The organism is Staphylococcus nepalensis, from assembly GCF_014635045.1.
Lineage (GTDB): Bacteria > Bacillota > Bacilli > Staphylococcales > Staphylococcaceae > Staphylococcus > Staphylococcus nepalensis.
Genome location: NZ_BMCF01000001.1, coordinates 548,813 through 562,752, shown reverse-complemented (window position 1 = coordinate 562,752; position 13,940 = coordinate 548,813). Strand labels below are relative to the sequence as shown.

At 33.0% G+C, this 13,940-nt stretch carries 10 protein-coding genes; 7 read left to right on the top strand and 3 right to left on the bottom strand.

The annotated features are described in order from the left end of the window. The first annotated feature begins 75 nt into the window (after nucleotides 1-75). From IEU88_RS02615 to IEU88_RS02605, 3 genes are all read left to right on the top strand, one after another. The gene (locus tag IEU88_RS02615) at nucleotides 76-1,155 is read left to right on the top strand and encodes a CdaR family transcriptional regulator (RefSeq protein WP_103372957.1); all 1,080 of its coding nucleotides are present in this window, start codon (nucleotides 76-78) and stop codon (nucleotides 1,153-1,155) included. Nucleotides 1,156-2,161: 1,006 nt separating this feature from the next. Beyond that, nucleotides 2,162-4,798, top strand: coding sequence for a pyruvate, phosphate dikinase (gene ppdK, locus IEU88_RS02610; RefSeq protein WP_103372958.1), 2,637 nt, complete (start codon nucleotides 2,162-2,164; stop codon nucleotides 4,796-4,798). After that, complete coding sequence (locus tag IEU88_RS02605; RefSeq protein WP_096808243.1) at nucleotides 4,788-5,603, top strand: pyruvate, water dikinase regulatory protein; 816 nt, start codon at nucleotides 4,788-4,790, stop codon at nucleotides 5,601-5,603. Before ppdK ends, IEU88_RS02605 begins: the two co-directional genes overlap by 11 nt. A gap of 90 nt (nucleotides 5,604-5,693) precedes the next feature. Here IEU88_RS02605 and IEU88_RS13645 read toward each other — a convergent pair whose 3' ends face one another. The 3 genes from IEU88_RS13645 to IEU88_RS02590 all read right to left on the bottom strand — a co-directional run bounded on the left by IEU88_RS13645 (nucleotide 5,694) and on the right by IEU88_RS02590 (nucleotide 7,849). Beyond that, complete coding sequence (locus tag IEU88_RS13645; RefSeq protein WP_229718982.1) at nucleotides 5,694-6,722, bottom strand: hypothetical protein; 1,029 nt, start codon at nucleotides 6,720-6,722, stop codon at nucleotides 5,694-5,696. Then, nucleotides 6,715-6,915 (bottom strand): helix-turn-helix transcriptional regulator, encoded by a 201-nt coding sequence (locus IEU88_RS02595; protein WP_103372959.1) that lies wholly within the window; start codon nucleotides 6,913-6,915, stop codon nucleotides 6,715-6,717. The genes IEU88_RS13645 and IEU88_RS02595 overlap by 8 nt, the downstream gene beginning before the upstream one ends. A gap of 382 nt (nucleotides 6,916-7,297) precedes the next feature. After that, nucleotides 7,298-7,849: a helix-turn-helix domain-containing protein gene (locus IEU88_RS02590; RefSeq protein WP_096808247.1), complete on the bottom strand. Its 552-nt coding sequence runs from the start codon at nucleotides 7,847-7,849 to the stop codon at nucleotides 7,298-7,300. An 85-nt stretch (nucleotides 7,850-7,934) separates the two neighbouring features. On the opposite strand from IEU88_RS02590, the gene IEU88_RS02585 reads away from it, so the two are divergent. The 4 genes from IEU88_RS02585 to gabT all read left to right on the top strand — a co-directional run bounded on the left by IEU88_RS02585 (nucleotide 7,935) and on the right by gabT (nucleotide 13,873). Then, nucleotides 7,935-9,119, top strand: a complete 1,185-nt coding sequence (locus IEU88_RS02585; RefSeq protein ID WP_096808248.1) for a CynX/NimT family MFS transporter — start codon at nucleotides 7,935-7,937, stop codon at nucleotides 9,117-9,119. Nucleotides 9,120-9,284: 165 nt separating this feature from the next. Next, nucleotides 9,285-10,769, top strand: coding sequence for a cardiolipin synthase (cls, locus tag IEU88_RS02580; protein WP_103372960.1), 1,485 nt, complete (start codon nucleotides 9,285-9,287; stop codon nucleotides 10,767-10,769). A 287-nt stretch (nucleotides 10,770-11,056) separates the two neighbouring features. After that, nucleotides 11,057-12,442 carry a MocR-like transcriptional regulator GabR gene (gabR, locus tag IEU88_RS02575; RefSeq protein ID WP_103372961.1) on the top strand — a complete coding sequence of 462 codons (1,386 nt, stop codon included), beginning with the start codon at nucleotides 11,057-11,059 and terminating at the stop codon, nucleotides 12,440-12,442. A gap of 108 nt (nucleotides 12,443-12,550) precedes the next feature. After that, nucleotides 12,551-13,873 (top strand): 4-aminobutyrate--2-oxoglutarate transaminase, encoded by a 1,323-nt coding sequence (gabT, locus tag IEU88_RS02570; protein ID WP_103372962.1) that lies wholly within the window; start codon nucleotides 12,551-12,553, stop codon nucleotides 13,871-13,873. Nucleotides 13,874-13,940: the final 67 nt, after the last annotated feature.

The window sequence follows — 13,940 nt, the reverse complement described above, 5'->3', positions numbered from 1 at the left end:
TTTTCTAGAAAATAGGGTTAAACTATACAAAATTAATGTTCTAATTTTGTATAAAAATTAGAAGGGAGTGAGAAAATGAATGTATTAACTGAAGAAATGGCTTCTTTCATAGTTAAAGAAACAGCTAAAAGAACTAGCAGTAATATTAATATTATGGATTACAATGGCATGATTATTGCTTCCTTTGATCAAAAGCGTGTTGGTATTATACATGAAGGCGCTAGGCAAGTGTTGAAACAAAAAGAAACAGTAGTAATTACCCAAGAAGACAGTGTCTGCTTAAAAGGGACGCAAGCAGGTGTTAATTTGCCGATTATTTTTCAAGATAATATTGTGGGTGTCATAGGTATAACAGGCAATCCAGATCAATTAATGTATGTAGCAGATTTAGTTAAAATGTCTACAGAATTATTGTTGTATCAGAATTATTTTACATATGAATTGGAAGGGCAAATACGGACTCAAGAATTACTGATTGAAGAATTGTTAAAAAGTGAAGCTTCAAAATCATTTATACAATATTTGATAAAACACCTAAACATGAATTTATTGACTTTTAAAAAGTGCGTTATTATCGATATAGAAAAACAGATGTTTTCTAGAAATAGTATCGTTCGTTCACTCACTCGTAGTATAGATGGTCGCTCATTTACAATTGCATTCACAAATTACAATCGAATTGTCATTCTAGCTATGGATCAATCTACTTCAGAATTAGATAAAAAAATCAGTAATATATATCAAGTGTTTCAGGATCTTGAATTGAAAGTTTACATGGCTTCGAGTCTGATATTTAAAAATTTAAAAGGTTTTAAAAATGCTTATGAAGAGTGCGAATTGGTATTTATGTTAAATGAAAACGGAGAAGCGATGACTTCATTTGAAGATATTGAAGAAAAAACATTGTTATATCAAATAGACGAAAATATAAGGCAGCGCTATAAAAAGAGAGTTTTAGGGGAGATGGATCAACTGAGTATAGATACGTTAAAAAGCTTCTTTTATAATGATTTAAATATTACAAAGACAGCAAAATATTTATACATTCATAGAAATACGCTGTTATACAGACTAGAAAAGTGTAAAAAAGAAACAGGTTTAAACCCTAAAAAGTACTCTGATGCGGTTAAGTTACAAATTGCTATGTGGTGTTGAGTAAATCATGTAAATGGATTAAGAGAAGGGGATTTAGCGAAATATGAGTAATAAAATAAAAATATTAACAACCATTGATAAAATTGAAGAAGTGACGCGGCTGTATTTTGTTAAAACGATAAAAAGCGCTTTACAAAAAACTGCCTCAACAATATAATTAAATTAAGTTATCACTTTTAAATACTATAAATTTTAAAAACGAATGTTTTTGAATGTGAAAAAATTTGTGATTAATCATAAAATCTATGAAAAAATGGCGCCATTTTGAATAATTAAGTGATAACACATACACTAATGGATTCTTAGTGAATTTTAAGATATTGGAAGTGAACCTTATGTAAAACAAGAAGAGCATCTATAATTTTAAAATGCTAAAGCACAACGCCGAAAATGTATACGCTATGATGTAGTATGTCATTCCGTTTGAGTATTATTTTGATAACATATTGAAATGTAGCTTTTAAAAAACCGCCCAATGATTATATATTAACCAGTTACCTACTTAAAAATAGTTTGTTATGCTATTTATGCCAGTTTAAATTATATTTTAAACTACTAACTACAAAAGTATTATAGTTCTTAACGCAAAACGCTCTATTTATCCTACTTATTTATTATTTTCCACTAATTAAACCAGTTTATATCAACAGTAATAATTGAATAGAATTAAGTGTGTTTCAATTTTATTAACTATAGTGCTAATTGTAGTATGGTAGTTGATATGAAGACTACCTATGATATATCACTTATTTTATAAATCATAGTTGCATAGTGACATAATTGATATCTTAAATTTAAATATGGCAATAAACTGGAAAATTTAAAGTTCTAAGCAATACAGCGTCATGGTATTGCTTAGGCTTTTTTATTTAATCTGAATTCAATCACTTTGGGGTTTTAAAGCAAAATAAGTATATAATAGTAATTTTTAGTTGTTTTTTAGATTTTAATATGACATACTCAATAATAATTAGTATGACACATTAAAAGATTGAGGTGCTTTTGTATGACAAAATATATTTATGCATTTGATGAAGGCAAAAAAGCAATGAAAGATTTATTAGGTGGTAAAGGTGCGAATTTAGCAGAAATGAAACGCTTAGGTTTACCTGTTCCCGATGGTTTTACACTGACGACGCAAGCATGTATTGAATATTTGAACCATGGTTCTAAACTTTCAGAAGAGGTTATGGAATCATTACATGAACAATTAGAAGCATTTTCCAAACGCACTAAAAAATCATTTTCTTCCGAAGAAGCGTTATTGTTAGTATCTGTAAGAAGTGGCGCGAAAATTTCTATGCCTGGTATGATGGACACAATATTAAATTTAGGGCTTAATGATAATAATGTTAAAATATTAGCAGAAAAGACGAACGATGAACGTTTCGCATATGATTGTTATCGTAGGTTGTTACAAATGTTTGGTGAAGTTGTATACGATATCCCGATGGCATTATTTGATACATATTTTAATCAATATAAATCGCGATATCATTATCAGAACGATGCAGATATTCCAGCTGAAGGATTGCGAGAAATTTGTGAGTATTATAAAAACGTATATTTAGAAGAGGCTTATAAACCATTTCCGCAAGAACCTATTGTGCAATTGACTGAGGCTATTAAAGCAGTGTTTAAATCTTGGGATAACGACCGAGCGCGTGTATATCGTCAGTTAAATGAGATACCATATGGTATTGGTACAGCTGTCAATATTCAAGAGATGGTTTTTGGAAACAGTGGCAATCAAAGTGGTACTGGTGTGGCTTTTACACGCAATCCAGTTACTGGGGAAGCGAAATTGTTTGGTGAATATTTATTAAATGCACAAGGCGAAGACGTTGTGGCAGGTATACGCACACCAAAAAATATTGAGACTTTAAAAGTGCAGATGCCTCACGTTCACCAACAATTTTTAAAGGTTGCTCAACAATTAGAAATGCACTATAAAGATATGCAGGATATTGAATTTACAATTGAAAATGAGCAACTCTATATTTTGCAAACCCGAAATGGTAAACGTACTGCTAATGCAGCGATTCATATTGCGGTAGATTTAGTAGAAGAAGGGATTATTTCAAAAAAAGAAGCTGTTATGAATGTTGAAGTAAAATCAATAGACCAATTACTGCATCCTAATTTTGATGATAATGCATTAGAAGCGGCTACTATTATTTCTAAGATGGGACTACCAGCGAGCCCTGGCGCAGCAAGCGGTCAAATCGTATTTTCGGCTGAAACTGCAAAATTAAAAGCTGAGCAAGGAGCGCATGTTATATTGATGAGGCCTGAAACTTCTCCTGAAGATATTGAAGGTATGATTGCAAGTAAAGCAATTGTTACGACACATGGTGGCATGACGTCTCATGCAGCAGTTGTCGCAAGAGGGATGGGGAAATGTTGCGTGACAGGATGTTCGGATATTGAGATTAATATCATAGATAAAAAAGTAACATATCCAAATGGCACATTAAATGAAGGTGATATTATTTCAGTCGATGGTGCTAAAGGTGACATTTATTTGGATGAAGTTAAAACAACGAAGGCTGAAAGAAGCAAAGACTTTGAAACGTTTATGCAATGGTCAGAAGAAGTGGCAAGGTTAGACGTACGTATGAACGCAGAAACGCCCCAAGATATTCAAGCAGGTTACCAATTTGGAGCGAAAGGTATCGGTTTAGTCCGTACTGAGCATATGTTCTTTGGGGCAGAACGTTTAATTGAAATGAGACGGTTTATCTTATCTTATACACAAGAAAATAGGATTAATGCTTTAAATAAGATTAAGCAATATCAAAAAGAAGACTTTGAAACAATATTAAAACTGTCGGGCGAACGTCCAACTATCATTCGTTTGCTGGACCCGCCACTACATGAATTTTTACCTAAATCAACAGAGGAAAAACACAGTGTTGCGCGTCAGCTTAATGTATCTGTTTCAGAATTGGAACACTATATAGCAAGTTTAAATGAAGTGAATCCTATGTTAGGTCATCGTGGTTGTCGTTTAGCTATAACTTATCCAGAACTTTATATCATGCAAGCAGAAGCTATTGTCGAGAGTGCTTTGAAACTGAAACAACAAGGCATTGATTGCCAACCTGAAATTATGATTCCGCTTGTTTCTTCTGTGTCAGAGTTTACAACATTAAAAGCACAAATCATAGATAAAATAGAAAGATTAGAAATTGAAATGGATGAAAGCGCGCATTACTTGCTTGGCACTATGATTGAAACACCGAGGGCGTGTCTAATTGCTGAAGATTTAGCAAAAGAATGTGACTTCTTTAGTTTTGGGACAAATGATTTAACGCAATTAACATTCGGTTTCTCACGTGATGATGCTGGTAAATTTATAAATGCATATTCAGAACAAGGTATATTAGATATAGACCCATTCCAAACATTAGATTTAGAGGGTGTAGGGCAATTAATTCAACGGACGACAGAACAGGCGAAATCTGTAAATCCGACGATTAAAATAGGTGTGTGTGGAGAGTTAGGCGGAGACCATAGATCCATACAATATTTTAACCAATTAGAATTAGATTATGTTTCTTGCTCACCGTTTAGAGTGCCCGGTGCCTTACTATCTACGGCACAAAGTGAAGTCAAAGGTGGTAGATTACGTGTCCAATGATTTTGAGCAATTACAACTAAGCCTATTTGTTGTATCCGACTCAATCGGAGAAACTGCACAACGTATGATTAACGCAACATTAACGCAGTTTCCGGATATAGTTCATGTTGAGATAAAAAAGTTTCCTTTTATCAAAAATCACGATGAATTACTTAATGTGCTTTCATTAGCCAAAAAACGCGGCGCAGTGGTTGTAACGACTTTAGTGAATCCAGAATTTAATAAAAGAGGCCGGCAATATGCACTTGAACAACAAATTCCATATGTTGATTACATGTCGGATTTAATCGGTATTATTCAGCGACGAACGAATTGTTCACCAATTTTAGAAAGTGGTGCATTACGCAAATTAGACGAAAATTATTTTAAAAGAATTGAAGCCATAGAATATGCTGTTAAGTATGATGACGGAAAACATTTTACTGACATAGAAGAAGCGGACGCTTTAATCATAGGTGTTTCTCGTACTTCAAAGACACCACTTAGTATGTATTTAGCAAATAAAGGATATAAGATAGCAAATATCCCTTTGGTACCAGAAGTGGATATACCAGATGAGGTTTTTAGACATAAAGAACTCAAAATATTTGGTTTAACAGCCAAACCTAATTATATTTTAAATATTCGGAATGAGCGCGTGAAGATATTGGGATTACACGGGCCAACTGATTATAATAGTATTGACCGCATCAAGGAAGAATTGATGTACGCCGAAGAAATGTTTGCCAAGTTGAATGCAATTGTAGTTAACACTGAACATAAATCTATAGAGGAATCAGCATTCTATATAGAAAGATTTTTATAGCGTGCAGAGATGAACGAATAGAAAGTCGTATTTAAGACTGCCCGCATGACTATAATACAAAAAGTCATGCGGGTCATTTTATGTTAGCTTTTAATCTTTATACGTACGTGTAATCTTGGCTTTGGATATCATATATATTATCCATCCAGCAATAGCAGCAATCGTAGCAAAAATTAACAATTGATAAGTTAACTCTGAATTTTCAGGGAGAGATTGATGTATGACAAACGGGATTAAGTAATTATTTATATTGAAGACAATAAACATAGCAAATGCAAATATGAAACTTCCTTTACGTGCTTTTTTAATATATCGTTGGTATCCCTTTTTAGAATCGACTTCAAAACGATCTATTTTTTTATTGCGAAGTGAAGAAGTAAACACAATCGAAGCTGCGGTTAATGCAATCATTGCAAGTATACTAACGACTGGAATTTGTTTTAGATACATAGAAACAAAGATGTCCAATGTGGAAATAATCAAAGTGCCCCAAAATATCCATACATATAGTTTGGCATATATATTTAATAACACTTTCCGTTCATATTCATCTGTATATCTATAATTTGGAATTAAGCGGAGTATTTTTTCGTTAGTCAATATCAGCGTCCTCCTCTTTTTTATTAATTTTACACGTGAGTCTTTTGCAACGGTAAAAATAGCCCACATTAAAAATGGTAAATAAGTACTTATATTGAATAAATAACTAAAATTCAAGGGATTACCTGCCAGGATAGGTGCAACGATAGTTGCGGTAACTGGCATATAAATTAAAGCAATAACTAAGAAAATAATTCTTTTATTCCGTGTTTCTTTGAGCAATTGATGATATGTATATTGATCATGTACTTCGATTTCTACGGGGTCAGCGCTGAATTGGTTCATGCTCACTCTACAAAATAAAATAATAATTAATAGTACACCGCCAATGGTGAACGGAGATAAAAATGCGCGTTCAATATCTAGAAAAATAGATAAATATACTAAAGCTAATAGTGTATATAAAGCAATGATAGCAATTTTTGCCATTAACTTATCTATTTCATGCCGCTGGTACTCATCTGGTATACCAATTAAACCAGCAAAATTTTGATAAATCCATTTGTCTTTTTTATTCATTCGTTTCTTCCTCCCAAAATAAATCGTTTAACGTGACATTTAACGCTTTCGCAATATGTATACATAAGTTTAATGAAGGATTGTACTTGTTATTTTCAACCATATTAATCGTCTGTCGTGAGACACCTGATGAACGTGCTAAAGAAAGTTGAGATATTTTTTGTTGGATTCGATAATGTTTTACTTTGTTCAATTTACGGACTCACTGCCTTTTTTATAGTTAGAATGATGTGATTATGTCAAATATATATGACATAATTTTTGCGGTCAAGGCAATATAAAATGAAAAATATATTTATAGTTATTTTATTAACTTTATTATTGAATATGAATTGATCTATACAAAAATAGAGAACAAAACAGAATTCATATTTTGTGAAATGAATTCTGTCCCGCTCCCTATCTGTTGGCAATAGTTCATTGAATTGGCCTATATTAATATTAAATAATTATCTATACACACTAGAAGTGGCGACAGGAGGTGAAAAGGTATGTTTAGAGAGATCAATGTTTGTTATTCTCGTTTATATTTATGGATGGTTTCGAATACAGTTTGTATATATCAATTTCAATAACTATGGCGTTTGATAATGAATTGTGGCAGTAAATGTAACAACGTCTTTGGTTGGATTACAGTAGCTATGAGCTACATCACTGTTAAAACGAAAAGCTTGGTTATTGCTAATTGTATAAGTGGTTCCATCGACTTCAATTTTTAAACTGCCTGTGTTAACAATGATAAATTCTTCTGATTGCACATGGTGTGCATCGGAGTCCATTTTGCCACCAGGTTGAATTTCCATTTTAAACATTTCAAAGTGATTCTTATCATTATATGGAAAATAAGGATAGATTTTAATGTTGTCATCCATAATAGGGACGATGTCTGACTCGTCTACAAAATCTACACACTCTTTTTTTGTTGATGTAAGTTCAGAAAGAGAGAGGTGTAACCCGTTGGCAATTTTCCATAACGTAGTAATGGTTGGATTGGACACACCTTTTTCAATTTGGCTCAGCATATTTTTGCTAACACCAGTTAAATTAGACATTTTATCTAAACTAAGTTGATGTTTACTACGATAATCAGCAATATTTTTGGCAATGATATTTTGAATATTATACAAGTGAATCGCTCCTATTTACATTATAACGTACATATTGTACCATATATAATGTTATTTATGAAAATAGTTAAGTAAGGTGGACAAAATGGAAAATAATAGAAAAGTAAAACCGATTAATTGGTTATTATTTATAGGCATATTGCTTGTAGGCGCGAATCTTAGGGCGCCTATTACTTCGATTGGTGTTGCGTTACCTGATATTAAACACGACTTAGCCATGTCTAATAGTGCGGTTAGCGTGATTACAGTAGTACCATTGATTGCATTTGCAATTGTTTCATTATTTGCTGCGAAAACAAGTAATCGCTTTGGATTAGAGAAAACGATTTTTGTAGCTTTATGGTTGATACTGATTGGTGTTATTGTACGTTCAGTCATAGGTATTTCATGGCTGTATATAGGTACGGTTCTTATCGGTATTGGTATTGGTTTTGGCAATGTACTTGCGCCCGCTGTTATTAAAGCGAAGTTCCCCTTACATATAGGTATTATGACGGGTTACTATACAGTGGTTATGAATGTATTTGGAGGGCTATCTTCCTATGGAACAGCGCCACTTGTCAAAGCATTTAATTACAACATTGCTATTAGCGTGATAGGTGTGATTACGCTGATAACAATCATTATATGGATGTTTCAATTAAATACTAAGCAAGATACAACAGCCTCCGTACCACAAGAGAGTGTTAATGTTTGGAAGTCTCCGTTATCATGGCAAATCACCATGCTTATGGGCGGGCAATCACTGATTTTTTATTCGTTAATCAATTGGTTACCTGCGTACTTATCTCAAAATGGTATGTCGATTAATGAAGCAGGCATGTATTTATCTATAATGCAAATAGCAATTATACCTTTAACGTTTATTACTCCAATTTTTGCTACTAAAATGAAGTCGCAATTCCTATTAACATTTTTGACTGGGGTTTGTTTTGTGATTGGCGTCTCGATTATGTTGTTTAAACCAGAATTTGCTCTCATTTCAACAGTATTAATCGGTGTTGCTAGTGGTATAGCATTTGGCCTAGTAAACACATTCTTTAGTTTGAGAACTGAACATAGCCAAACATCAGCTAAGTTGTCAGGTATGGCGCAATCAGTAGGTTATATATTTGCTGCTGTTGGCCCATTATTGTTTGGTGTATTACATGATGCAACAGGCAAATGGATGGCATCATTAAGTATTTTATTAATCACTTCATTGTTAATCACATTATTTGGATCACAAGCTGGTCGTAATCGTACGATAGAGAAAACGATGGAAGAATAGACAGTCTATTTTAAATATTGTACGATATTTTGTAACGTACTTTAGCTTGGTATTTAATACATTTAAAATAGTTGAGCTTAATAAATTGTGCTGCATTTTAATATACAAAATCACAAAAAGTACTTAGTATTCATTAATAATTAATAAACATGATGAGGTGTCTGTATGCAATTAATATTTGATCCAAGTGTAAGCCCAATTTATAGAGGAATACTTGCATTTTTCTTTGTCGTTAATATAGCGTTAGCTTTTGTTATTGTTTTTTTAGACCGAGATAGAAGAGACGCTACTGCAACATGGGCTTGGCTTTTTTTACTCTTTGTCGTGCCCATTTTAGGTTTTATCATCTATATCTTTTTTGGGCGAGGTGTACGAAAAAAACGTGAACAAGGTTTTCACAATAACCAGATAGATGATATAAAAAAACGTATGAAAACACAATTGTTAGATTCTACCAATAAGATAAACAATTCCGATTCTCCATTAATAAAAAAGCACGCAGATATTGTAAATACATTATTAACAAAAGAACCTACATTTTTAAGTTATAATAATAATATTGACATTTATACTGATGGCCATCAGTTGTTCGATCAAATGAAAGAAGATTTACGTAACGCAAAACATTATATTCATTTAGAATATTATGTTTTGAAATTAGATGGTTTAGGTTCTGAAATCGTTGATATTTTGCAGCAAAAAGCTGAAGAAGGTTTAGAAGTTAAAATATTGTATGATGCAGTCGGCTCTAAATCAGTACATAAATCTAAATTCAAAAAATTTCAAGAAGCTGGTGGGCAAGTTGAAGCTTTCTTCCAAGCTAAGATTCCTTTAGTGAATTTTAGAGTTAATAATAGAAATCACCGTAAAATTTTAGTCATCGATGGTATGACCGGTTATGTAGGTGGATTTAATATTGGTGACGAATATTTGGGATTAGACGAGAACTTTGGTTACTGGCGTGATACGCACTTAAGAGTTAAGGGCGATGGCGTAGACGCTTTACAATTAAGTTTCATACATGATTGGAATTCTCAATCCCACCGTGAACAACTCGAATATACTGACAAGTATTTCCCGGATAACGCAAATCAAGGCGGAGATGTTCCACTGCAAATCGCACTCAGTGCGCCTAGCGATAATTGGCATCAAATAGAGTTTGGTTATATGAAAATGATTATGAATGCAAAAAAATCTATTTATATGCACAGTCCTTATTTTATACCGGATAAAGGTTATGTTAACGCCTTACGTATAGCTGCAAAAGCTGGTGTCGACGTTCGGTTAATCATACCTAATAAACCGGACCATATCTTCGTATATTGGGCAACGATTACAAGTGTTGCTCAATTGATTAGAGACGGCGTCAAAGTCTATACCTATGAGAATGGTTTTATTCATTCTAAGATGATGATTATCGATGACGAAGTAGCTAGTGTAGGATCATCAAACATGGATGTGCGTAGTTTTGAATTAAATTTTGAAATTAATGCCTTTATGTATGATGAAAAGATTGTGAAAGAACTGAAAGCTGCATTTATGGAAGATTTGAAAGTATCAGAAGAACTCACAGAAGCACGTTACGAACAACGTTCAACTTGGATTAAATTTAAGCAATCTATTGCAAAACTAGCATCTCCAATTTTATAAAAAATTGAAAGCAATCAGATATATTGCACTTCCACGACATAAAAATTAAATTGCCTTACGACTGAAACATAGTTAATCGTATTGTTTTGAAGGTGCGCAATCGATATTTTATTGGTGTGGTGAGCGATAAAACTCAGCATTTCAATCATTTATCATTCTAACGAGAATGGGTATTAGAAATCAAATTAGCATTTTTGATTTCTATCCCGTTCTCGTTTTTATTATAATAATGTAAGCGATGTAAGAGGAAAAATTTATAAATTAGAATGAAAACAAGGGGGGATTGGATGCAACGTGAGGCAGGTCAATATATTTATCGACAATTATATAGTCAATTAAAAGAAGATATACTTGCATTCAAATATGAGAGCCGTGAGAAATTACCTTCAAAAAGGGATATGGCTAAATATTTAAACATCAGCGTGAATAGTGTGAAAGCTGCGTATGAACAATTGCTAGCAGAAGGTTACATTTATACTGAAGAGCGAAAAGGATATTTTATTGAACCTTTAGACAAGTTGATTGTGGATCCAAATGCACAAATCGCTTTGGAAGTTCAAGAGTTTCCCACTGAAGATAGTTTTGAGTACTCTTTTTCACATATGAGTACGGATATTGCAGCATTTCCAGTCGATTTATGGACTAAATTGATTAAACGTGTATTTCAAAATTATGATAATTATTTATCTTCGATACCTCATATTAAAGGCCCAGTTGAGCTAAGGCAGTCGATTGCTAAATTAGTATCTTATCAAAGGGGCATACAATGTCATCCAGAACAAATCGTTATTGGTTCTGGTACGAATACTTTATTAACAAAACTCATGCAGCTATTACCTAAGGGTATAAAAATTGCAGTAGAAAACCCGGGTTATTCAAGATTTAGGTCTTTGATTAAACAAACACACGCACATTTAGAACCAATTTCTTTAGATAATAAAGGTATATCGATTAATAAAATCAAACAAGTTCAACCCGGCGCTGTTATAGTGACACCATCACATCAATTTCCTATGGGGACAATTATGCCTGTTTCGCGTCGTATTAATCTTTTGAATTGGGCAAGTGAAACACATAGTTATATCATTGAAGACGATTATGATAGTGAATTTAAATATGAAACAGATAATATACCTTCATTGTTTAGTTTTGACAAAAATGAACGTGTGATTTATTTAGGTACTTTTTCTAAAACTTTAATGCCTGGATTACGGATGAGTTATATGATTTTACCAATTAAATTAGTGAAACAATTTGAGATGTTGAACTTAAATATGATACCTGATTTTTCAATGATTAATGCACTGACATTAAATTTAATGATCAAAGAAGGACATTATGAAAAATATGTAAAAAAGATGCATCATTTATATGAAAAGAAAAGGGAATACCTTATAGCACAACTAACAAATGTGTTTAAAAATAATATTAAAGTTAAAGATACACGCGCGGGTTTGCATTTCATCGTGGAAATCAACACCACATATTCTTATGCTGAAATTGAATCTCGTGCCAAAGAAAAAAGATTGGAACTTTATACGTTAAACCGATTTTCTGTAGAACCGCTTGAAAATAATAAGACGAATAAAACGCTTATTATAGGTTTTTCAAAAATCAAACAGGCACAGATACCCCAAGCTGTACGACGTTTAAAGGAAGTGCTCTGGGAATAAACTGGTACCATTAAAGTGATATAACTGGTTCTTTACACTATACCAATAATCCCTTAAATTTTTAGGAAACTGTAAATCTTGAATTAAGTTAACAAGGAGGGATGATTGATGATAAATCAATTTGAACATTATAAAAAACAAAGGGAACAATATGTAGCGCGTGGTGTAGGCAATGGCAACTTACATGTTGCAGAGCATGCACAGAGTGCTACCATCACGGATGTAGAAGGTAATCAGTTTATTGATTTTGCAGGTGCAATTGGTACATTAAATGTAGGTCATACACATCCTAAAATAACGAAACATTTAAAAGAACAATTAGATAAGTTTATACATCCTGGCTTCAATGTCATTATGTATGAAAGTTACTTAAATTTAGCGCAAAAGTTAACTGAAATTACACCAGGTGATTTTGCTAAAAAAACAATCTTGCTTAATTCAGGTGCAGAAGCTGTAGAAAATGCGGTCAAAATTGCTAGAAAGTATACTGGAAGACAAGCGGTCGTATCATTTGTGAGAGGGTTTCATGGCCGTACTAATTTGACGATGTCTATGACGAGTAAAGTAAAGCCTTACAAATTAGGATTTGGACCTTTCGCCTCAGCTGTTTACCAAGCACCATACCCTGATATTTCTGAAAAATCTGAAGAATTATCGAAAGCAGCTTATGTCGATCAAATAATACAAAAATTACATGACTTTTTTATTGAAACAGTAGATCCAAGTGAAGTTGCCTGTATTGTAATGGAACCAGTACAAGGCGAAGGTGGCTTTATTATACCTGATAAAAAATTCGTGACAGCTGTTAAAAATATATGTGAAGCTAACGGAATTATTTTTGTTGCAGATGAAATTCAAACAGGTTTTGCAAGAACTGGTAAAACGTTTGCGATTGAACATTTTGGTATTGAGCCAGATTTAATAACAGTATCTAAATCTTTAGCAGCAGGCTTTCCATTGAGCGGTGTGGTTGGGAGAGCAGAAATGATAGATAGTGCAGAACCTGGAGAACTAGGCGGCACCTATACTGGAAATCCTTTAGCGTGTGAAGCAGCTTTAAAAGTCATTGAAATTATAGAAGAAGAAGATTTAAATAGCAAAGCCGAAAAACTAGGCGAGCAACTTGAAGATTACTTATATCAAATAGCAAAGCAGCATCCATATATAGCTCGTATTCGAAGACTTGGGGCTATGGTTGCTTGTGAAATTATTGATGAACAGAAGGGTGAACCTGATAAAGCATTAACCGGAAAAATTATTCAAACGGCAAATGAACAAGGTTTACTATTATTATCTGCTGGCATTAAAGGGAATGTTATTCGTTTCTTAGCACCTTTAGTCATTTCAGAAGATGAATTGCAACAAGGTTTATCCATTTTAACCAATACATTAAATGTAGTGGGTACTACCCAAACGCATATGAACGGTTAAAAATTTATTTTTAAATATAGGGTATAGATAAGTCATACCTCATAATATAAATCATCGAAAAGGAGAA

What these genes read in the sequence shown, in the direction of transcription:
- cls (WP_103372960.1), top strand. Translation starts at nt 9,285, where the DNA reads ATGCAATTAATATTTGATCCAAGTGTAAGCCCAATTTATAGAGGAATA.
- IEU88_RS02585 (WP_096808248.1), top strand. Translation starts at nt 7,935, where the DNA reads ATGGAAAATAATAGAAAAGTAAAACCGATTAATTGGTTATTATTTATA.
- IEU88_RS02615 (WP_103372957.1), top strand. Translation starts at nt 76, where the DNA reads ATGAATGTATTAACTGAAGAAATGGCTTCTTTCATAGTTAAAGAAACA.
- ppdK (WP_103372958.1), top strand. Translation starts at nt 2,162, where the DNA reads ATGACAAAATATATTTATGCATTTGATGAAGGCAAAAAAGCAATGAAA.
- gabR (WP_103372961.1), top strand. Translation starts at nt 11,057, where the DNA reads ATGCAACGTGAGGCAGGTCAATATATTTATCGACAATTATATAGTCAA.
- IEU88_RS13645 (WP_229718982.1), bottom strand. Translation starts at nt 6,722, where the DNA reads ATGAATAAAAAAGACAAATGGATTTATCAAAATTTTGCTGGTTTAATT.
- gabT (WP_103372962.1), top strand. Translation starts at nt 12,551, where the DNA reads ATGATAAATCAATTTGAACATTATAAAAAACAAAGGGAACAATATGTA.